This is a genomic window from Nostoc commune NIES-4072 (assembly GCF_003113895.1).
GTDB lineage: Bacteria > Cyanobacteriota > Cyanobacteriia > Cyanobacteriales > Nostocaceae > Nostoc > Nostoc commune.
Map to the genome: position 1 here is coordinate 3,137,389 of NZ_BDUD01000001.1, position 22,632 is coordinate 3,160,020.

Here is a 22,632-nt window from a genome sequence, read left to right on the forward strand (position 1 = left end):
CCCCTGCCTCTTGTGGGTAATTGGCAATAGGTAACTGGCTGCTAAACCATAACCTATTACCAGTAATAGATAAAACATAAGTATTTCAGCAAATCAGGCACTTAGTTAAAGTAAAAAGCTAAAAGGAAAGTTATTTATTTTCACTTTGGCCTTTTAGGTTTTCACTGAATTTGCGCCTGTTGTCCAATTCCCCATCTGTAAAGACACAGAATTTTCTTGTTCCTGTAATGTTTTTATAAAAACTCGGTAAAATGCACCCGGCTGAATTTGCTCTTAGATTCTACCAGTACCCTTTGCTACAAAGTTTTTAATAGAGAAACTGTTCCTGGGACTCTGTGCTGCTAAAGACTTTCACAAAGGAGAAATCACAATATTTTATGAATTCTACTTACTGCTTAGTTTTTATTGCAACGGGGCTATATGATCAACATTTGATTTGATGCCCAATTAATGTTTTTTCGCTACTTAAATTACACCTTTAAGACTGGGGATTTTCAGCAGCATTACGCAAGCGCATCAACTGGCGTCGCATTTGAGGTGAGGCTTTAAACTCAGACACTTCCTGCGCTTTAACAGACGCTTGCAGTGTCTCTAGAAAGTCGTCAGAACCCTCGGTTAAGGCATCAAGTAATACCTGTAACAGTTGTTCGCGATCGCCCAATAGACTCTTTTCCTCAATCAACCGGAATTTGAGATGGATTTCGCACTCATAAACACCTACTTCGAGATTATTTATCTGGCGTGGTAATGCTTTGGAGTTCATAACTATTGAGATTCCTTTACTTGGTGGTCATGAGGGTAAGGAGGTAGATGCCCAGCAAAATTCTTTATATCTTCTTTGAATCCAAAGTGCTTGAATTAAGAATTTTTCTTCATCAATCACCTTTGTATTCCATTTCAGTCTCCTGTGTTTTATTTTCAAGCTAGATTTTGATGTGACTGTGCCAGATATAGCTTATGGTAAGCCATAACTATTATTCAGTTTTTAAGATTCTACACAATAAAGTTTCTGTAAGAAGTTGTCCGGTCTTTTTAAAGCTTTTTACATCAACTTTATGTGAACGTCAAGAACAGTTTGACTTGTTACTTGAATTTTGGTGTTTATACGTAAGTAAAATCGCTTAATTTTTTTGAAATTAGTAAAGCCAGAGGTCGATGTAGCACTATTCAGTAAAATTACTTGATGTACGTTTTTTGCAATAGACAATTTCGCAAAAATTGATGAGCAGAATAATTAAGGTAAAAACTTTTGTTCTCCATAAAAAAATGTACACAGATCAAATTATTCCTGGTGAGTGCTTGACTCTACTGGCTTTTAGGCTTCATGAGTACGAAAATCTTAGCAGTAGGTAAGATTAGCACACCACTTTGACTTGTTTGTATACGCCAAATAAAAACACTCTCACCAGTAATTTTTACAAAAAAATAATTGGACTACTGTCAGTACTAGCTACTAATTGTGTCTTCAACTCCTAACAGAAGTAGTAAGTTAATCAGTACAGGTGATATTTTTACTTATGCCCATTCAATATACCCTTTTGAAACTGAGTTCAAAGCTTGTAAATTGAGAGCATTCAAGCTTGAATATACCGTTTACAATAATTTCAGTGTAATCCACCCAAATCTTACACCCTTTTATGGATAACCCGATGCTGCTCAAGTCCACAACCCGGCATGTCCGCATTTTTGCAGGCGAAATAGACCGGGATGGCGAACTTATTCCCAGTGAACAAGTCTTAACGTTAGATATTGACCCAGATAACGAATTTAACTGGAATGAAGATGCGCTGCAAAAAGTTTATCGAAAATTTGATGAACTAGTAGAAGCATCTAGTGGCGCAGACCTTACAGACTATAACTTGCGCCGTGTTGGGTCAGATTTAGAGCATTATCTGCGATCGCTCCTACAACTTGGCGAAATCAGCTACAATCTATCTGCTCGCGTTACCAACTACAGCATGGGAGTCCCCCAAGTCGCAATTGACGACAAACAATAAGCAAATGAGTTGGTAGCGATCTGGCTGAACTTTTCTGACAATTCAGATCCATCTGGAATCCACGAAAAATCTAACCCTCTAACCTCCTTCCCCAACACGGGAAGGGGGAAAATTAATTTGTAAGCTTTGCGACCTCGCCAAAAAGAACCCAGAAACGGGATTACCAGATTTTTAAAGCCTCTTCATTAGTCAGCTACTTTGAGTAGTTCACCGAAACAGTGCTGAGTGCTGAGTAACGAGTGCTGAGTAAAAAAAGTAATAAGCGCACTCAGCACAAAAGGTTTGAAGCCCCAGCATGCGGTATGGAAAAACAAAAAAAGATTTATTTCGAGATGCGTAGCACGAGAAATAATGCGTCCTTACTTCAATCCCCTAGATTTATCTATGGGGCTACTCAGCACTCAGCACTCAGCACTCAGCACTCCTGAACAAACACCTCTCGCCGTGGAAGCCCCTGCTTGAAAGCATGGGGGTAAGGCGTAGGCGATTTTAAGACGCTCGATGACTCGCTACCGCAACGCTTTCGCCGTCAAGTTGGTTTCAAAAACCATAGCTGTATCCATCCTTTTTATGAATTGGTGAACAATATTTGTGGCTAATACCCGATATTCTTCCCGTCTTGGTAGCAATATCAAAACTACCCGTAGCCCGACATAATACCCGCCCAACATATTCGCCTAATTTCTTACCATTAGTGACGACAGCTTTAATGATGTCTCCAGTTTGAAAACCAACTTGGGTGAATATTAGGACTTACGCACACTCTACGAATTCTCGGCGCTCTTGGCGTCTTGGCGGTTCGAGAAATTAAGCTTTTTAGCAATTTTTGCGTAAGTCCTAAATATGTTCAACCTGAAGTGGAATATCTTTAATCCCACAATAAGCACATTCCCTGTTCCATTTTTCAAGCAAGTATTCACGAGTCTCAAAACCTTGAAGCGTACCCTGTTGATACTCGCTCCCTTGAATATGTGGATTCCGCATCAACTGCATATCAAACCGCACTAGCTCTTGACTAATAGCGGTGATTGGCGCAAACTGGCGAAGCTTTTTAACCCAAGTTTCGATATTTTCAACCCGATGTAAACTTGGTGCTAACCATCCTGGTGGACGGGTTCTGTTTAAAAATCTTGGTTTTCTGTAACGAGTTTTTCTTACGCGTCTACCACGCCTTAATTGTCTCCTTGAGGTAAGAGCGTTTCTAATTGCAAAACCTCTATGTTTTAACTCAGCAGCAAATACAACCTCTCCAGTAGCACCGTTGACTAATGCAATTCCGGTGTGTTTTGCACCTGGATCGATTTTTAATCTGAGTGCCGATATAGGAGAATCAAGACGTGATTCTTTTAAAATAATTGTGAACGGAAACTGTCTAAATACTGCTGCTTTTTTGTTTCGTAATAACTGCCTTGCTTGTGCTGAATGGATTGGGTCTAATGGTCGCTTGTTTTGGTCGATAACAAATACTTTGGACATAAGTCCCTCCTTTCGGGTAAGGTTAGCTTCGTCAATGTTTAAGGTCGGTAACTATATTGAGGACACTTCCTTAACCCTTGTACAGATGTTTAATCCTCAATTTCTAGAGCAGGGGACTAGCGAAAGCATCCCCTGGTAGGTCTTTAAACTCTTGCCTTAAACGTAGTTCGAGTTTTGAACTTAGACTGGTCAGATTAGGGCTTTTTTCAAGCCCCCGCCTTTAGGCGTGGGGTTTCTGACTTATCTTAATTCTTAATTAAAGTTAATTGTTGCTATCCTACTTATAAACTAAATAAATACCAAGATTATCTGCCTCTTGATGATGAGGTACAGCAAAAGCTTGGGGCGCAGTTATGCTTGGGTTATGCTTTGGTAACAGGGTTGGAGTTAGTTGCTTTGGCGATGGAGAGTCACAGAGCAATAAAAGCTATGATGAGGCTGTAGGGTTGACTTAGGAGCATATTCTTTGGATAAGTAAATATTAGCACCTGCTGATATCCACCAGCTAAAATCATCATCTAAAGTCTGGTTATGTCAAGTTTAAGAAACATGAGCGGTCTAGATTGTCCCTAATAATGCTGTTAAAGAAATTGCCAATCGCTTCCCGGTGCGAAAACTATGGAAAATGACGCGGCAACGCTCTACTGTACAAATGAAAGTTGTCAGGCTGCCAACCCCCTGACCCACAAGTTTTGCCTGCGATGTTCCACGCCCCTAACCAAAAATTACCTCTGGGCTGTGGTAGATGGCCCCAGTGTGGGTAGCCCTGGAGAAATATTAGCCGATCGCTATTTAGTTCTTGATAAATTTATTCTTTTAGATACAAAACCTGGTTTATTAGCGCTAACGTCTGAGTTAGATAATTTACAGCCTCTAAAAGCTTACCTCAGACTGATTCCCTACCGTTTACACGTACCGCAGGTATATGGAGTGCTTTTTCTCGGTGACGGGCCTTCTCATCGAGAAATATTACTTTTAGAAAAACCTCCATTATTAGTAGATGACAAAATCCAACAAGTGCAGTTGGCCAGTGAGTTAACCACCGCTTGGCGTGATGCAACATCGATGCGCCAACTCAATTGGTTATGGCAAATAGCTCATCTGTGGCAACCTCTTGCAAGTGAAGGTGTCGTTTCTAGCTTGCTTGACTCAAATGTATTACGGGTAGAAGGATCATTAGTCCGCTTGTTAGAATTGCGTTTCGATGCCGCAACATTACCAGAATTGCCCCAATTAGGTCAATTTTGGCAGCAGTTGGTTAGTGGTGCTAAACCAGCTATAACTGAATTTGTGAATGAGGTTAGCCTTTCCTTAATTCAGGGAAAGATTAATTCAACCGATCAATTAATCGGAGTTTTAGATCGCGGACTGGCTGGGTTAGGGCGATCGCAAACACCCACAATCAAAATTATCACCAAAACCGATACTGGGCCAAGTCGCCAACGTAATGAAGATGCCTGTAGCCCACCCAGTGGAACTCTAGTAAGTAAACCACCCCAGCCAACAGCCTTAGCAATTGTCTGTGATGGCATTGGTGGGCACGAGGGTGGCAATGTCGCATCAAATTTAGCCATCGAAACGATCCAGCAGCAGGTACAGCAACTAACAAAAGTTCCCTACGACCACATAGACCCCTCACTGCTACTTAATGACCTAGAAAAGGCAGTGGCAATTGCTAATGACAAAATTAGTCAGCGCAATGACAGTGAAAATCGCCAAGGGCGGCAGAGGATGGGCACGACTTTAGTCATGGCATTGCCTGTTGCTCATGAAATGTACATTACCCACGTGGGTGATAGTCGTGCTTACTGGATTACCCGCCACGGTTGTTATCAAGTTACCCTGGACGATGATGTTGCCTCCCGCGAGGTGCGGCTAGGCTATGCCATTTACCGCGAGGCTGTACAACAAAGTTCTGCTGGCTCTCTCGTCCAAGCTTTGGGCATGGGATCTAGCACTTCATTGCATCCCACATCGGCACGGTTTATGCTCGATGAAGATGCTGTTTTTCTGCTCACATCCGATGGTTTGAGTGATTTTGATCGAGTAGAGGAGTACTGGGAAACAGAAATCTTGCCGATTCTAGTTGGGGAAGTCCCCTTAGCAAATGTTGCGGATAGATTAGTTGAAATTGCTAACACTAAGAATGGACACGATAATGTCACCATCGCTTTAGTCCATTATCAAGTCCAATACTGGGAACCGGAAATCACGATTAAAGCCTTCATTCCAGAGAGTTATTCTGCCAAAACTATCGATTTTTCATCCAGGGCGACAGATCCGACACTTTTAAGTAGCCCAAACCATAAAACTCAGGTGATTCCAGACACTGAGCCTGCCAAAAGGCGCATACCGCTACAGTGGATTGTTCCATTAATACTTGTGGTAGCAGCAGGTACTTTAGGATTGTTCGTGAAGCAACTGCAACTGCGATCGCCATCAGTCCCCTTGATTTCATCCACACCCATACCAACTTCAAATCCTACCATCGAAGCAACACCCATAGAGCGATCGCTAGCCAACCTTTCTCCTGGCTGGGTAATTAAAATTAACAATCAAATCACCTTAGGAAACAACCAATCACTTCCACGTGGAGCTTTTTTACAAGTTATTAACACAAAACCAAATCCTAAACCTGCTTCGGGAAATTTTTCAGTGTCTATGCGAGTCTGTGCTAATAAAAGCACACAAACTCCAGCTAACACTAGTAATCCAGCAGTAACTTCCTCAGTTCCATCAAATTCAAAACCTTTGCCGGAAACAGTATTGCTGGACTTCTCTCAATTAAAACGCTTTGGTGTCTCTATTTTACCAGAAGATGCACCAAATCCATGTACACCTGTTACACAACCACCAGTTACTCAACCATCTGACGAGAGCAGTCCAACTTAGTCAAATAATCGATAAACTGGTAGAAACCTGGAATAATAACAGGTAACATCAAAGTAAAAACTTACAAGGTAAAAAAGTAGAAAGTTTTCACCTTGGAGAATTCTTATTTGAAATTATTTATTTTAGTTTTTATTTTAATGAATCCATGCCATCCCTGAATTTGGCGATCGCCCGTCTCCGTAACACTGGAACTGACAACTTCGCTATTTGGGTGGTCAAAGCTCCCTATCCCAGTGGCTACGTTTTACGTGACTGTGTATGGCCTGATGAACTCAATCACGTCTGGCAAGAATGGCAGCAACTGTTTGCTGGTCATAGTCACTTAGATATTTCCCCAAACTCAACATCTCAAAAATCCAACCCATTCCCCCTAGATTCGATTTCACCTCCTTCAGGTCAAACCACTGGCCCCTACAGCAGTCGTTTGATGCAAAACTTGGGAATGAATTTATGGCGTTGGGTATTTGATGGGCAAATTCTTGGTAGTCTAGAACGCAGTCGCGGTATTGCTATGGGTGAGCATACACGTTTGCGCTTTCGGCTAGAAATCCGCGACCCGGATCTGATCGCTCTCCCTTGGGAAATTATGCAGCGTGAACCTGGTCAATCAGCTATGTCTCTATCCCAAGATTTGCTATTTAGTCGCACCAGCAGCGAAGTTGACCCCTTACCGTATTTGCGAACTGACCAAGCTTTAAGTATTCTGCTGGTTTTAGGTCATGATGACAAGCTGCAACTAGAACAAGAAGCTGCTATTTTACAGCAAACTCTTGCAGATACATCTGTAGGTGATAATTCTCAAAGATATGCTCCTTGTATAGTGACTCAACTCTTACAACCAACTCCCCAGGAGTTGATTCAAGAATTAGAAACCAGAGCATACAATGTTTTCTTTTACGCCGGACATGGTTTGCCAGGCCCAGACGGGGGGTTACTGTTTTTGCGACCAGATATGCCCCTAAATGGGATAGAATTGGCGCAAGTATTGACTCATACAGGTGTGAAATTAGCAGTTTTTAACGCCTGTTGGGGCGCACAACCAGCTGCTATCAATCATCAAGCTATCCCTGCCAGCAGTTTAGCAGAAGTGTTGATTCGTCATGGTGTGCCTGCGGTTTTGGGGATGCGCGATGAAATCGCTGACCATGAAAGCCACAGTTTTATTCAAGCTTTTACCGAAGCTTTGCGATCGCACAAACCAATTGATGAAGCCGTAGCCCAGGCTAGGCAAGAATTATTAACATTGTATAAATTTAATCAACCTGCTTGGACTTTGCCTGTTCTCTACCTGCATCCAGATTTTAATGGCGAACTCATTAAGAATCTGGATGAAGGTATTACCGAACTACCAGATACAGCCATTCCAGATATCGGTTTTTCGCTTCCGACTGCTTCGTTGCGATCGCTTGCTCCCAAAGGTAAAACCTGGTTACTGCGTTATGGAGTCACCCGCATTGGTCGCACGAAAGACAATGATATTGTCATCCCTGAACCATCTGTATCGAAACGCCACGCCGAAATTTTCTGCCGCAATACTCTTACTGATGCTACATTGGTGCGAAGTTATTACTTGCAAGATTTTTCTACCTACGGGACAACTTGGTTTTTAGGGCCTAATGGTTGGCAACAAATCCTCCGAGAGGAAGTCCCATTGAAATCTGGAATGCAGTTAAAGTTTGGAAGTGCTAGGTCTGAAACTTGGGAGTTTATTATTGAAGACTCGTAGCATAGCTATTACAGAAATAAATTTTAGTCTTTAGCATCAATCTTTAAAATCTGTTTTTACTGTAGAACTGTAGAAAAATTCAACTGTTTTTGCGGAAATCTATTTTGAGGAATTGTAGCTGTAAATACCACCAAATAATATGTGAGGCAATGAAAAATGGCTAATAAAATTAAAGGCTCAGACACTTCCTCTTCTTTGCCATATAATGTAGATTTAGAATTATTAGAAGCATTACTGGAACCAGACGATGCTACCTATCCCTGGAATCCAGGTGATGAAGAATCACAAGCTTATTTTGACGAATTAGAACAACACTTCGGAATGCAAGATTTGCTTGAGGAAGAACTGACAACGCGATCGCAAGATTTTTATAGTCATCTAGATACACTTTGGTCTGGTATCTCTCTGGAGTCAGGAAATAATCACAATCCCCAACAAGCACAAGTACTTAATCTTCAAGAAAGATTATCTAGTACTTTTGCCGCCTGTGTCCCCCAAGCATTACTCAACGCCATCGCCACCAAAGCTGCTGAAATTCTTGCTGCCCAGCAATCAATCGGTGAACAACTGGTTGAGTGTGTTCAGACAGTACTACCAAATTGGGGAACAGAGGATCTCTTAGTTTTGGCTCGTCCTTTTGCTTACGCTATGCGAAGCAACGAAGCGCAAAACGCGGCATCTGCACTCAATAATCTTCAAAATAGCCCCTGGACTGCTTTATCAGAAGTAGAGAAAGCAAAACTTACTTTAGCGATCGCTTCTTATGCTTTCAATGAACTCAACAAGTCTGAGTATGAATCATAACTTGAATGAACTTTCTCTTTTTTCTACATAAATTTTCGATGCAGCCAGATTTATCTGCTATAACACTTGTACTGCCATTTTAAGTATCCACTACTTCTTAGTATTCTTGTGTAGTGAGCCTAAAGTAACCTCACAGCAAGCTGATTAAAACATTATACCATCTATCGGAAGATATAAATATTTAAAAGTAATTGGGCATTGGGCATTGGTTATTAATTCTTGTCTCTTGCTCCCTGATCTCCCCCTACTTCCCCTGCCCCATCCCTTATTTTGGCCCAAGAAATCGGGTAGCAAAATTTTGCGATCGCGTCGGTGATAGCGCCCGTGCCTTAAGAATTGCTGCCATCAAAAAGGCGTAAGATAACACCCCAACAACTACCAACAGCAAGGCATTGATTGATCCTGTAGCATTCCACAAAGCATGAAGCGCAGCAGCACTAAGATAACCAATAGAGAGAATTTGCCAACTTCTACTGGGTTTGAGGACAGCCAACCCAATAAAATAGCCCAGATAGCCACTATAAGCCATGTGTCCGGCTACGGAGCCTAAAATTCGCGGAATTAGCAGTTGCAAACCCGCAAGTTGACCAGCAGCACCTATACCTACCTGTTGCGTGACATTCTGAGTAATATCTGGCACATATTGTCCGAGAGTTTCCAAGAGAGTGAAGCCCACAGCAGAAGCTGTTCCCAGGAGAATACCATCTAAAGGTTCCCAGATACCTATGCGTTCCCGCCAAGGTGAAGATAAGATTCTGCCGATGGCAAACGCCCCTAGTACAGGCAATGCCTTGAGTAATTCCTCCATCAAGCCAGCGCCAAAAAACATCCGCACCAGCAACTCTGTAAAGGTGATAGATTCTTGGGATGAGGGTAAGTTTCCAGGCAAGACGGTGCGAAAGACGAAGATAAATAAATCCAACAACGGACTAAGCAAAATCAGCATTGTACCCAGCGCCGAAGCCATTAGCACCCACCAAGGCTTCTGTTTACCGCAAAGTTGGTAAACAAAATAGTAGGCAGCAAAGGCGATGTAAGTAGCTACAATCACTTGATTCGCTTGGGGCTGACCGACTGTAGCAAACATTAATACTACAAAGATTACAGTCAGTATTCCCGGTACGAGGTAAGCTTTACGGGTTAAATCTTTACCAGTGGAAATAATCGGAAAAAGCTGAGTGAAGCTAACAGAATCTGGCTGCTTTAATTGCGTGTGGCTGTGGTAATTTGTCGCCGAAGGTAATGGTGTAACTTGGTTAACTGTCGTGGCTGGGGTGATTAATGTATACTCATACTCAAAAACGTATTGTGGCCCATCAGCACCTAGAGAAATGCAATCGCCTGGGTGCAATTCCTGACATTCATACAAGCGTTGTCCATTTAAATAAGTGCCATTTGCACTATTTAAATCACAAAGCACCCAGCTGAATTTGCTATCTGGCGATACAGAGAGGGGACGAACCACTGCATGACGACGAGATACCATTCGGTACATCATGGCATCCAAGACAATTTGGCAGCTAGGGTCGCGTCCAATTACCATCTCTTTACTGGGGGGCAGGGAATAGCGAGATTCTGGCCCAAAAGCTGCCCCGTTACCAGACACTAGCCGCAGAAATGCATTATGTCTTGCGTGTTTGCCTGTCATCGATAAGAAGTGCGTTTCTAAACTAATTCTTCACATAATTTGGCAGCAGGACTAACCTTAGCCACATTAACAGCAGCATTGCTAAATCCACTATAGCTTCACTTCCTGCTAAGAAATTTAAATTTATAGACGCAAAATTTCAAATTGTTTTACCTAACGTAAATAAGTATTCCCTTTGCTGAGAATTTATCCTAAAACTGGCTTGTTAGAAGGATAAATCAGATTTTATGGATGGTGTACTCAAGACATCCTAACTGCAAATTAAACCCACGGCAATTTATCAAAAAATAGTATTTTTTACTGCATTTTGTTCTATTCCAAAAATATATAATTTTCAGTGGTCTGTTGTGAGCCAGTACGGTGTTTTGATAAAGGGGGAGGCTAGCGCCTTCTCTGTTAAAGGCTTTTATATAAAGCGTCTCGTAAAGAAGGGGGTTTCCACGCCACTTACTTTATGCCTCTTAACCTGCCCCGAAGATCGAACCAAAAGATTTCCGGTATCTTGTCTCAAACAACTATAGCCAGTTCTGGATGTTCAATCTTAGTTCCAAGTACTGTGAGGAATTCTGCCAACCAATGGGGGTGAGCAGGCCAAGCTGGTGCTGTCACCAAGTTACCATCAACTATTGCCTGATCAACAGGGATATCGACATAAATCCCTCCAGCACTCTTGACATCTGGGCTACAAGCAGGGTAACCAGTACATCTTTTGCCTTGCAGTACATTAGCAGCCGCCAATAACTGCAAGCCGTGGCAGATGGCAGCTATCGGTTTATTCGTTTGGGCAAAGTGACGGGTGATTTCTAGTACCTGCTGATTCAGGCGGATATATTCTGGTGCGCGTCCTCCGGGAATCACTAAGGCATCGTAGGTTGCAGCTTCTACGAATGCAAAGGTGGCATTTAAAGTGAAGTTGTGACCGGGTTTTTCGCTATAAGTCTGATCTCCTTCAAAGTCGTGAACTGCTGTCCGCACAGTGTCGCCAGCTTTTTTGTCTGGGCAAACTGCATGGACTGTGTGCCCCACCATTTGCAACGCCTGGAAAGGAACCATCACTTCATAGTCTTCTACGTAGTCCCCAACCAGCATCAAAAGTTTCTTTGCAGCCATATTTTTCTTACCCTCACTTACTAGTCAATAGTTAATAGTGCTTTATTAAGTAAATATTAATTTAGAGTTAGCTACGTTAAGCTATACGTAAATTTCTGATACATTAGAGCATTAACTGTGCTGTAATGTACCATTTCGGGGCAGCAAGTTAACAAAGTTGTTCTGTGAATGACTATTGACTAATTAAAGCAGATGGAATTCTGCGATCGCTCTCTTAAAATTTTGATTTTCATGTCCTGGGCGGCTGAGTTTAATCAAGGCAAAACGCTGTAAGGGCGTTAAATCTGCCCAATGTTGCTGTGTCAGGGTTACACCTATTTCTTGAGCTTTTTCCTGGAGGCTAGGTGGTACACTAGCAGAGTCTAGCCATGCCGGATGAGGCTCGATGGGCAATTTTGTAGCTGGTATACCCGTGCGTTGTAAAATTAATTGCTGAATATGCTCGCGGTAAGACTGAATTTCTGTTTCTGTAGTGCAAGGTAATTCGACTAAAGCTTGACGCTCGGCTGTAGTCATTTGATTCCAATTAGATAATTTTAGTTTAATGCCACAAGTATCTAATTTACAACGCACCTGCATCGGGATACAGCGCAGGGAATCAACAAAGTCTGCTTCAAATTCAAAGAAATCTGTCATAAGAAAGTATTCAAAATTAAGGTTTTTTAACCATCAATGGGCGGTTAAGTAACGCTTTCACACCCTACATATACTTATATTTTTTCAATAATCAAATCGGATTGCTATATATTTAACTAAATTATTATATGCCAGATATCTTTAGTGGGTATTTTTGGAATTACTGAGACGAATTATTAAATAACTAATTGACAGGGCGAGAATAGCAATCCCTAAACCAATTATATCAATACCTCTCACTTTTTCTAAGTCAAGAATAATAATTTTTCTGGCAACAGCAATTAAAGATGTGACAATAACTAATTCAACCTGAAAAACGTGTTTTCGTAAATAAGCTGTGATGTTTTCTAAGATTTCTAAAGCAATTAAAATATTTAAAAATAGTCCAAAAATTTTATATAATGTTGTGTTAAACTTTGCATAAGGCGCTGTAAATAACTCTTTAAGAATAAATACTCCTAAATCTCCGATCGCTACCAAAATTACAACCACCATAAAAATAGATAGAACTTTAGAAACTATCACTTCTATGTTTTCAATAATGTGCATGAAGTTCTCATCTCTGGTAGCTCCTAGAATTTCTCTCAGTAACTTTTTCATCTGCTGCACCCAATTCTTAAATAAAATAAAATCCCATAGATAAATCTAGAGGATTAAAATAAGATGATTTCTAATACTATCTGATTTTTATTCTTTCCCATAGCTGAAATCGATGCTAGCAAAACCTCTGTCTTACTAGAAATTTAGTCTCTTTAGATATGGTAATTGGTATTAGTCAAGAGTAGAGAGCCATAAAAAATGATAATAACTATTGGCTATTGATTATTGACTAAATTGCCCATTGGTGATTATTAATTACCTCTTGAGCGTACAATTAGGAGCTTACCATTGTGAGGACTGGAGTTGATAGTCTTTGATTGTAACTTCCACAGAGATTGGTATCAGCTGCACAGCACAGGCTTTTAATTCTGGTTGCAGCGAATCGGGGCAAGATTCTGGATGGGTTAGGGCGTTGGCTTCGGCATTATCTGCCCACAGCGAACCCCAATGCATGGGGACAAAAACTGTACCAGGCGCGATCGCTTTTGTTACTTTAGCAGGAAACTTGGCTTTACCCCGACGCGATCGCACTTCTACATACATGGTATCTAATATACCTAACCGAGCAGCATCACGGGGATGAATTTCAATAAACGGTTCGGGATGCATTTTACAAATTTTTTCAATTCGCCCGGTGCGTGTCTGGGTATGCCAGTGTCCGTAAAGTCGCCCGTTAGTTAGCACAAAAGGATAATCTGGGTTTGGTGGTTCTGCCAATCCCTTTGAGTAATATGCTCCAAATCGAGCGCGTCCATCAGGGGTGTGGAAGCGGAGATTGGTGTAAAGTCTTTTGGAGTGAGTAGGGAGTAGTGAGTGGGGAGTAGGGGATTCACCACTCCCCACTCCCCATTCCCCACTCCCCTCTTGTGGATGAGGCCATTGAGTCGGCCCTTCTGCTTGTAATTGTGCGTGACTGATACCCGTCATATCGCAGGGGCGAGTTTTAGTTAGTTTGACAAACTCAGCATAAACTTCGGCGGAGTTAGCGAAGGCAAACTCTTTCTCAAAACCTAATCTACGTCCAACTTCTGCAAAAATTTCCCAATCTGCTTTAGCTTCTCTTGGCGGTTGGTGAAATGCTTTACATAGAGTTACCACCCGTTCTGAGTTTGTCATTACACCAGTTTTTTCACCCCACTGGGCAGCTGGTAGCAAAACATGAGCATAAGCAGAGGTTTCTGTAGGATAATATGCGTCTTGGTAAATAGTAAAAGGCGATCGCAATAATGCCTTCTTCGTGCGCTCTAAATCTGGCATACTCACAGCTGGATTGGTAGCTGCAATCCACAGTAACTCTACAGCGCCATTTTCTAAGCCAGTAATCATATCCCAAGCAGTCAAACCGGGATTGGGTGAAATCTGTCCTGGCTTAAGTCCCCAAAACTTCTCAACTTCTGCTCGGTGCTGGGGATTTTTTACCACCCGATAACCTGGTAATAAATGCGCTAAACCTCCGGCTTCTCGTCCTCCCATTGCGTTCGGTTGACCAGTGAGGGAAAAAGGGCCAGCCCCAGGTTTGCCAATCTGTCCAGTCATCAGGTGCAGGTTAATGATAGTTCTTACCTTAGCCGTCCCTTCTGAAGATTGATTTACACCCATTGACCACAAAGATAGTACTCTCTGTGATTCACCCCAATAACGAGCTGCTGTTTCTAAATCTTCAATGCTGATTCCACATTGACGAGCCACAACTTCTGGCGGATAGTGGCGAATCACCTCAGCATAAGCCGGAAAGTTACTGGTACAGTCGTCCATGAACATGGTATCAATGTAGTTCCAGCGCATCAACAAGTGAGCTATGCCGTTTAATAAGTCGATATCTGTACCGGGACGAATTGCTAAATGCAAGTCAGCAGCTTCTGCGGTTGGTGTGCGACGGGGATCAACCACAATCATTTTGACTTTGCGGTTCTTTTTGTGATATTTTTCCAGTCGATTAAAAACGATGGGGTGACATTCGGCTGTATTAGTACCAATTAAAAATGCACAGTCAGTTAATTCTAGGTCTTCGTAACAGCATGGAGGCCCATCTGAGCCAAAGCTTTGAATGTAGCCAGACACCGCACTAGACATACATAAGCGAGAGTTGGCATCAAAATTATTAGTACTCAGACAGCCTTTCATTAGTTTCTGGGCTATGTAATAATCCTCAGTTTGAAACTGGCCGGAACCATACATACATAAGGCTTCTGGCCCTTGGGTGAAGCGGATAGTTTGAATGCGCTGCGTGATTATATTAAAAGCTTCATCCCAACTAACGCGGCGAAACTCTTGATCTAAAGAGTCTCGCACCATTGGGTAATGTAATCTATTTTTATCTAAAGATTCTGCGATTGTCGCGCCTTTGACACAAACCATTCCTTGGCTGGATGGATGGGCTTTATCACCGCGCACTCGCCAAATTGGATTTCCTTGGCTATCTCGATTAGTTGCTTTGTTATGTTGGGCTGGAGGTGAAACTTCTAAACCACAGCCAACACCACAGTAGGGACAAAGGGTTTTGGTAAATTCACTCATGGCAGTTGTACCATTTTGTTATTTTGATTCTGCAAACTTAGATGTAGCGGCAGTTTAAGGAATTTATGTGTTGTGCAAAAACTCTTTGAAATTCTTATTCCTTTGCGTCCTTGGCGTCTTGGCGGTTCGTTTTTCATAAATTTTTTTAACGAACCGCCAAGACGCCAAGAGCGCAGAGAAAATAAAAAGAGATTTTTATGAATTAAGACTGCTATAGAAGGATAAGGATGAAGTGTAAAGTTCTCTAGTTCAGATTTGATAGTGAATTTTTTACTTCATCCTTGAGTTGATTATTCTTCAGTTAAGAAGATAGGGTTTTTCGTTGCGGTTTCTGGTAATTCACCTTCATAAGCAGCAGCAAAGGAACCTTTTGGTTCTTTAAGGAAGAAGGCGCACATGAAAGCACAGATTAAAGCAGCTATACCCATTGTGGAAAATAGCGTTGGAGCGTCGGTTAAGCTAAAAATTGTTAGGTAAACTACGCCGCCAAAATTACCGTAAGCTCCCACATTTCCAGCAATTTGTCCAGTGGCTTCTTTTTTAATTAGGGGTACGATGCTGTAGGTTGCACCGCAGCCAGCTTGAGCAAAGTAGGCGGCAAACATTGTAACTGCGATCGCTAGCGGAATCGGCCAGTTACTACTAATAAAATGTGCCATCAAATAACTAACACCAATGCCAGCACTGATAATTGTCATTGTCCACTTTCGGGAGCTAAATTTATCAGAAATTAAGCCACCACTGGGACGAGAAACCAAATTTAAGAATGGATAGCTAGCAGCAATCATCCCAGCTACAACATGCTCTAAAGCAAAAGTTTTTTCAAAGAATGCTGGGAGCATGGAAACAACTGCTAGTTCACTGCCAAAATTAGTTATGTAAGTGAATTCGAGTAAGGCTACTTGACCAAATTGGAAGCGTTCAGATGGAGCATAAGTTTTCTTGCCAGTTAGAAGTTCTCGGTTTACCTGCCAAGCTTTGTAACTTTGGTAAGCAAACAATCCTGCTAATAGCAACCAAGCCAGATACATTTGGCTCAAAGTTAGGAAGTGAATGTTCTTTTGTTCTAAGCGCCAAGCTAATAAACCCAAGGCGAAAATCAAACCAAAATTTGAGACAATCATCGCCCAGAAGCTTTTAATACTGGTCACTTCTAAAGAACCATTTTTCTTAGGTTTCTTGTAAACTTTGCCAGTGGGTGTATCTTGAACGCTGTTGTAATAAATTACGCCGTAGATGGCTGCAATTATCCCTGTAAATGCGATCGCAAATCGCCAGTTAGAAGCACCACCAGCGAAAAAGCTAGTAGAAACTGCAATCATTGGCAAGGCAAACTCTGCGCCAAAAGCCCCAAAGTTGCCCCAACCGCCATAAATGCCTTGAGCAATTCCCATTTCCTTTGGCTGGAACCATTCTCCTACCATGCGAATACCGACAACAAACCCAGATCCGACAATTCCCATCAACAAGCGACTGATGACTAGTTGATTAAAATCTTGCGCTAGCGCTGTTGCTAAACAAGGAATAACCGTAAACATCAGCAGCATTGAGTAGGTGATTCTAGGGCCAAAACGATCCAGAAGCATCCCAATTATTAGCCGTGCGGGAATTGTGAGGGCGAGGTTACAGATGCCTAAAGTTTTAATTTGCTCTGGTGCAAGATGTAGTTCTCTGCCAATGGTTGTAGCGAAGGGAGCAAAGTTAAACCAACAAACAAAGGTGAGAAAGAAAGCAAACCAAGTTTGATGTAAGATGCGGTAGCGATCGCTAAATGAAAATAAGTTTTTAAGCATTCTAATCTTTCTAATTGAATAAAATACGGAGAAGATGAGCCTTTTTACTCGGAAGTTGCACCTCTGAACTCGGAAGATGAGCCTTTTTACTCGGAAGTTGCACCTTTTATCTCGGAAGTTGAGCCTTTTTACTCGGAAGTTGCACCTTTTATCTCGGAAGTTGAGCCTTTTTACTCGGAAGTTGCACCTTTTATCTCGGAAGTTGCACCTTTTATCTCGGAAGTTGAGCCTTTAAGGTTGAAATATGAGTTTTGCCCAATGCCCAAATCCCCAATGCCCAATGCCCAATGCCCAATCAGTTCCTAACTAGTAAGGCTTCTTGCTTGAGTTTTGCCCCGAAGTTTTTGATGAGTAAGTCTTGTAATACTGGCTGCAAGTCTTCGCATGGTATGCCTTTGGTGACGCAAGTTCCTAAATGAGCATCTTTGCCGACTTTGCCACCCATATATATGTCAACGCCTTCTAAGGTTTTGCCATTTTTGCGAGTCTTAGTTCCCATCAAGCCGATGTCTGCAACTTGGGGCTGTCCGCATGAGTTGGGGCAACCTGTCCAGTGAATTCGGACTGGATTGGTGAAGGTTAAGTCTTCTTCTAAGGCTTTAATCATTGCCAAGGCGCGGTTTTTGGTTTCGATGAGGGCAAAGTTGCAAAATTGTGCGCCTGTGCAGGATACTAGCGATCGCGTCAGCAAACCTGGAGCAATAGAAAACCTCTCCAGCAAAGGCTCTGTTAAAAATGTTGCTAAACGCGAGTCAGAAATGTTGGGGATAACGATGTTTTGCTCAACTGTAAACCGGATTTCGCCACTGCCATAAACTTCTGCCATACGGGCAATTTCAAACATATCTTCGGCATACAGCCGCCCGACGGGAATGTTCAAACCTGCGTAATTTAATCCTGGTTGTTTTTGTTTATATACTCCAATATGGTCACGTTTTTCCCAGTTGATCTCGTCTTTTGCGGCTGCGGGTAATAATAATTTACCCAAACGGCTTTCTACTTCTGCGCGAAACTTTTCTACACCCCATTCATCAATTAGCCACATCAAGCGGGATTTTTGCCGATTAGCACGCGACCCGTGGTCACGAAATACCTCCAAAACTGCTCTGCATACAGCGACTACATCTTCGGGAAGTACCCAAGCATTTAAAGGAATCGCCGCCTCACAACGTTTAGCTGAGAAAAAGCCACCCACAAGGATATTAAAGCCGAATATTGGGGAAGGTGGGGCCCCCTCTGGGGATAAGGGGTAATGGGGATTGGGGATTGGGGATTGGGAAGATTTTTCCCCAGTACCAAGTACCCAGTCCCTACTCGCTTCCTTAAATGCTGGAACAAAAGCTAAATCGTTAATTTCAGCATGAACTGAATTGTCTCGTCCACCTGCGATCGCAATATTAAACTTCCGTGGTAAGTTGCTAAACTCTGGGTTCCCTTCGCCTTTGTTGGTGAGCATGTCTTGAATTTGCTGTACCAACTCTCGTGTGTCGTACAACTCATCTGCATCCAACCCCGCCACGGGATCGCCTGTGATGTTGCGAACGTTATCCATCCCTGACTGGACACTGGTTAAACCAACTGCGTGAAATCTATTAAAGATATCTGGTAAATCTTCAATTCTGATTCCCCGTAATTGGATATTCTGTCTCGTAGTAATATCAGCGCAGCCATCATCTCCGTAACGCTGCACCACTTCGGCTAAAACACGCATCTGACTACTGCTGAGAATACCGTTAGGCATCCGCAGCCGCATCATAAACTTACCTGGAGTGACTGGGCGAAAAAACACGCCTACCCATTTGAGTCGATGATCGCGATCGGTTTCGTCCATTGCTTCCCACCCTAAGGCGGCAAATTTCTCTATCTCATCCCTGATAGCGAGTCCATCTTTTTGAGCCTTGAATTTCTCGAACTTGTTGAGGCTAGTAGTGGTAGTTGCTGTGTCTGTCATAATCTGACTCTCGTCTAAATTACTGAATATGGTGATAATTGCCCAATATCAATCAACCCGTAGTTTCATTAGGTGTTGTATCTACGAGGATTAGGAATTAAAAACTTAATATTTGCTTACAGTTGATTATTTTTACTTCAGAGCATTCAAAGCGAAACTCCAAACCCGTGATTAGTTAAGGAAAACTTGTCACTATTTACATCTTGGAAATTTGTCAAGCAGGTTTAGATAATGTTCATGTAACAATTTCGATACCTATAACTTAAAGGCATCTTTCTGTTAAAATCGTATAAATAGCTACGGTTTTTTAGTAAAATTGCTTAAAACGGATAAGAAATATGCATTTTTTGCATCAAAGCCAACCAATATCTTACAAGAAAAACTGGGAAGTTTGAAAGCCCTGTCTCTTTAGAGCAGGGGTGCGATTCGTTCACTCGAAATGAATAGAAATATTCAGGGATGAGTGACATTTGAGAGATAACCCCATTGGGTTGAGTTCGCACTTTAATCTCTCTCAGATGATAACTGAATAACCATGAGGGTGACTCCAAAAGAAATTAAGGAGAAGTCCCTCTCCGTAGGTGCAACGGTAACAGCATCATCCCTACGGTAGCGACTAGCCATCAATCCGTAAAGCGGGATGAAAAGGAGGAACAACTGGCAGCCTAAGCTGGTTCCCTTTCGAGCATGAACCCATGAATAGCAAAAGCAAAGATGCGCCGAACCATCGTAATAAAGAACCAGCGAAATAAGGCTTAATGCGTTGGAGCCAAAAGGTAAGGGATAAAGGGCTGGCAGTTCCTCGCCTGACCAGTTGCACTCCTAATAAACCCGGTGGATAGCATCATTCTAAAGGTTCTAACAATGGTTATTCGGAACGAAGTAACCTTTCGTTTGCTCTCAGTAAGGTCGATAACCGAGTAGGTGCTAACCGTATGCAACGAGAGTAAAGATTTAGTCAGAAGCGAACGCTCTGTTGTAATGACAGAGATATGCTGACGGACTTACGGTGATTTGGAGTGTAAAGTTATGAGTAGCAATGCAAAAGTCTAATACACGACAAATTGCTCCTAAACCTAACAAAAACGGTTTTCTTCCCCTGAAGACTAACCCAATTAGAACGGTTTTGAGTAATGAATCGATGGTGGAATGGAAACACATCAACTGGCGTAAGTTGGAAAGACGTGTTTTTAAGTTGCAAAAACGAATTTACAAAGCATCTCGTCGTGGTGATGTCAAAGCATTTCGCAGACTCCAGAGGACGTTGATGAATTCCTGGGCAGCAAAGTGTCTATCGGTTCGTCGGGTTACACAAGATAACCAGGGCAAAAAGACAGCAGGGGTGGACGGTGTTAAATCACTATCCCCAGAAGCTCGTTTGATACTGGTTACAAAAATAAAACCTAAGTCAAAGGTGAAACCGACACGACGGGTTTGGATTCCCAAACCAGGAACGGATGAGAAACGACCTTTGGGTATTCCCGTAATGAACGACCGAGCCTTGCAAGCGCTGTTCAAACTGGCATTAGAGCCGGAATGGGAAGCACGATTTGAGCCTAACTCATACGGGTTCAGACCTGGGCGCTCATGTCATGATGCAAGAGAGGCAATATTCCAAGCAATTGTGCAGAAAAGTAAATTTGTGCTTGATGCCGACATTGCAAAATGCTTCGACCGCATCGACCATGAAGCACTGCTAAGAAAATTAAATACATCTCCCACCATCCGCCGACAAATTCGAGCATGGTTAAAAGCGGGGGTAATGGATGGTAAGCAGTTGTTTCCAACATCTGAGGGTACGCCACAGGGTGGGGTAATCTCTCCGCTACTAGCTAACATCGCCCTTCACGGGATGGAAGAACGGATAAATAAGGCATTCCCAGAAATGTCTCAAACCATGAGGGAAACTTGGTATCACAAAAAAGGTACAAAGTTCAGAAGCCCTCAAGTTATCCGATATGCCGATGACTTTGTGATTCTCCACAAAGACATAACCGTTGTCCAAAGATGCAGGGAGATAATCTCTGAATGGTTAATAGACATGGGTCTGGAATTGAAGCTTTCTAAAACACGTCTAACCCACACTTTAAATAAGTATGGGTCAGAAAAACCAGGTTTTAACTTCCTTGGTTTTAACATAAGACAGTGGAAAGTGGGTAAATACCACTCAAAACAAGGCTTCAAGACAATCATCACCCCAAGCAAGGAAAAGCAAAAGATACATTACGACCGAATAGCAAGTATCATCGATGACCATAAAGCAGCGCCACAAATGGCGTTAATCAGCCGACTAAATCCGGTAATAACAGGATGGTCTAACTACTATTCAACATCAGTAAGCAAGGTTATCTTTGCTGACCTAGATAATCTCATGTATCCAAAGCTAAAGGCTTGGGCGCAACACCGCCACCCCAAGAAATCCAGGGGATGGGTAACAAAGAAATATTGGCAAACCATAGGTGGTGATAATTGGGTATTCGCAACCAGGCAAGAGGGTAAAAACCCGTTGCGGTTACGGTCACACGCGGAAACAAAAATTATTCGGCATGTGAAAGTTAAAGGCGAAGCTAGTCCTTATGATGGCAACCTAATTTACTGGAGTTCAAGAATGGGAGAACACCCAGAAACGACTACGAGAGTAGCAACACTCTTAAAGAAACAAAAAGGGAAGTGTACCCACTGCCGAATGTACTTTCGAGAGGAAGATGTACTGGAGATTGACCACAAAATCCCCAAAAGTTTGGGAGGTAAAGACGATTATAAAAATCTCCAGATATTACACAGACACTGCCACGATGAAAAGACAACTGTAGATGGTTCAGTTGTGAAGTACGCATGATAAGCGCCGATTCATTGAGGAGCCGGATGAGGTGAAAGTCTCACGTCCGGTTTTGAAGACCAACGGGGTTGGTGACAACCTCGTTGAGTTTACTAGTGTCAAGCAAACCCTTTAACGATCAGTATTTAAAACGATCGGAGGAATTTTGGATTGCCTTAAATCAATCCTGAATCCAAAATTGAGTGGCAGATGTTAGCCAAAACTTAGATATTATTTCAGCAGCTATGAAACGTCGTGATTTTATTAATTGGGTAGGTTTGGGTTTGATAGCGAGTTCTCTACCTGTAGCGATCGCAGCCTGTTCTTCTCAAACAACTCCAGTATCTAGGGATTGGCAAACAGTCGGTACATCGGCAGAATTAGATAAAACTGGTCAATTGCTAGCGAAAAACTCACCTGCTGGGCCTGTATTAGTAGTCGGTACATCTAAAGGCGCAAATCTGACAGCAGTTAACCCTACCTGTACTCACGCAGGTTGCACAGTGGGATGGAAAGCTGAGGCAAAAAAATTCGCCTGTCCTTGTCATGGTTCAGAATATGGAGTTGATGGTAAGGTGCTAAAAGGCCCAGCTACAGAAGCGCTTAAAACTTATGCCGCTAAAATTGAAGGTAATTCAGTTGTAGTCAAGCCTAGTTAAACAAT

14 protein-coding genes and 1 pseudogene are annotated in these 22,632 nt (G+C 42.3%); 6 read left to right on the forward strand and 9 right to left on the reverse strand.

The features are described 5' to 3' along the window. Positions 1-478: 478 nt before the first annotated feature. Positions 479-763 carry an Npun_R1517 family heterocyst differentiation transcriptional regulator gene (locus CDC33_RS13955; RefSeq protein WP_100900764.1) on the reverse strand — a complete coding sequence of 95 codons (285 nt, stop codon included), beginning with the start codon at positions 761-763 and terminating at the stop codon, positions 479-481. Between the two features lie 874 nt (positions 764-1,637). On the opposite strand from CDC33_RS13955, the gene CDC33_RS13960 reads away from it, so the two are divergent. Further along, positions 1,638-1,997, forward strand: coding sequence for an NAD(P)H-quinone oxidoreductase subunit M (locus tag CDC33_RS13960; protein WP_100900765.1), 360 nt, complete (start codon positions 1,638-1,640; stop codon positions 1,995-1,997). Between the two features lie 540 nt (positions 1,998-2,537). Here the strand turns inward: CDC33_RS13960 and iscB are convergent. Then, positions 2,538-3,473 (reverse strand): annotated as a pseudogene (gene iscB / locus CDC33_RS13970) (RNA-guided endonuclease IscB). A 618-nt stretch (positions 3,474-4,091) separates the two neighbouring features. Between iscB and CDC33_RS13975 the strand changes: the two are divergent. The 3 genes from CDC33_RS13975 to CDC33_RS13985 all read left to right on the forward strand — a co-directional run bounded on the left by CDC33_RS13975 (position 4,092) and on the right by CDC33_RS13985 (position 8,895). Further along, on the forward strand, positions 4,092-6,365 hold the full coding sequence (locus CDC33_RS13975; RefSeq protein ID WP_109008961.1) for a PP2C family protein-serine/threonine phosphatase: 2,274 nt from the start codon (positions 4,092-4,094) through the stop codon (positions 6,363-6,365). Positions 6,366-6,510: 145 nt separating this feature from the next. Further along, positions 6,511-8,091: a CHAT domain-containing protein gene (locus CDC33_RS13980; protein ID WP_109008962.1), complete on the forward strand. Its 1,581-nt coding sequence runs from the start codon at positions 6,511-6,513 to the stop codon at positions 8,089-8,091. A gap of 156 nt (positions 8,092-8,247) precedes the next feature. Continuing rightward, on the forward strand, positions 8,248-8,895 hold the full coding sequence (locus tag CDC33_RS13985; protein ID WP_109008963.1) for a hypothetical protein: 648 nt from the start codon (positions 8,248-8,250) through the stop codon (positions 8,893-8,895). Between the two features lie 265 nt (positions 8,896-9,160). On the opposite strand, the gene CDC33_RS13990 is transcribed toward CDC33_RS13985, so the two are convergent. From CDC33_RS13990 to CDC33_RS14020, 7 genes are all read right to left on the reverse strand, one after another. Continuing rightward, positions 9,161-10,543: a PrsW family glutamic-type intramembrane protease gene (locus tag CDC33_RS13990; protein WP_109008964.1), complete on the reverse strand. Its 1,383-nt coding sequence runs from the start codon at positions 10,541-10,543 to the stop codon at positions 9,161-9,163. A 507-nt stretch (positions 10,544-11,050) separates the two neighbouring features. Continuing rightward, entirely contained in the window at positions 11,051-11,653 is a 603-nt protein-coding gene (locus tag CDC33_RS13995; protein WP_109008965.1) for a DJ-1/PfpI family protein, read from the reverse strand. A gap of 183 nt (positions 11,654-11,836) precedes the next feature. Further along, on the reverse strand, positions 11,837-12,289 hold the full coding sequence (locus CDC33_RS14000; RefSeq protein ID WP_109008966.1) for a nitrate reductase associated protein: 453 nt from the start codon (positions 12,287-12,289) through the stop codon (positions 11,837-11,839). A gap of 141 nt (positions 12,290-12,430) precedes the next feature. Then, complete coding sequence (locus tag CDC33_RS14005; protein WP_109008967.1) at positions 12,431-12,889, reverse strand: phosphate-starvation-inducible PsiE family protein; 459 nt, start codon at positions 12,887-12,889, stop codon at positions 12,431-12,433. Positions 12,890-13,171: 282 nt separating this feature from the next. Further along, positions 13,172-15,406 (reverse strand): molybdopterin oxidoreductase family protein, encoded by a 2,235-nt coding sequence (locus CDC33_RS14010; RefSeq protein WP_109008968.1) that lies wholly within the window; start codon positions 15,404-15,406, stop codon positions 13,172-13,174. A 290-nt stretch (positions 15,407-15,696) separates the two neighbouring features. Continuing rightward, positions 15,697-17,199 (reverse strand): NarK family nitrate/nitrite MFS transporter, encoded by a 1,503-nt coding sequence (locus tag CDC33_RS14015; RefSeq protein ID WP_109008969.1) that lies wholly within the window; start codon positions 17,197-17,199, stop codon positions 15,697-15,699. A gap of 295 nt (positions 17,200-17,494) precedes the next feature. After that, entirely contained in the window at positions 17,495-19,150 is a 1,656-nt protein-coding gene (locus CDC33_RS14020; protein ID WP_109008970.1) for a ferredoxin--nitrite reductase, read from the reverse strand. A 1,039-nt stretch (positions 19,151-20,189) separates the two neighbouring features. Here CDC33_RS14020 and ltrA point away from each other — a divergent pair. Both ltrA and CDC33_RS14030 read left to right on the forward strand, forming a co-directional pair. Continuing rightward, a complete protein-coding gene (gene ltrA / locus CDC33_RS14025; RefSeq protein ID WP_219930000.1) occupies positions 20,190-21,989 on the forward strand; it encodes a group II intron reverse transcriptase/maturase in 1,800 nt (599 codons plus the stop codon). Positions 21,990-22,213: 224 nt separating this feature from the next. Then, complete coding sequence (locus CDC33_RS14030; protein WP_109012571.1) at positions 22,214-22,627, forward strand: QcrA and Rieske domain-containing protein; 414 nt, start codon at positions 22,214-22,216, stop codon at positions 22,625-22,627. Positions 22,628-22,632 lie beyond the last annotated feature (5 nt).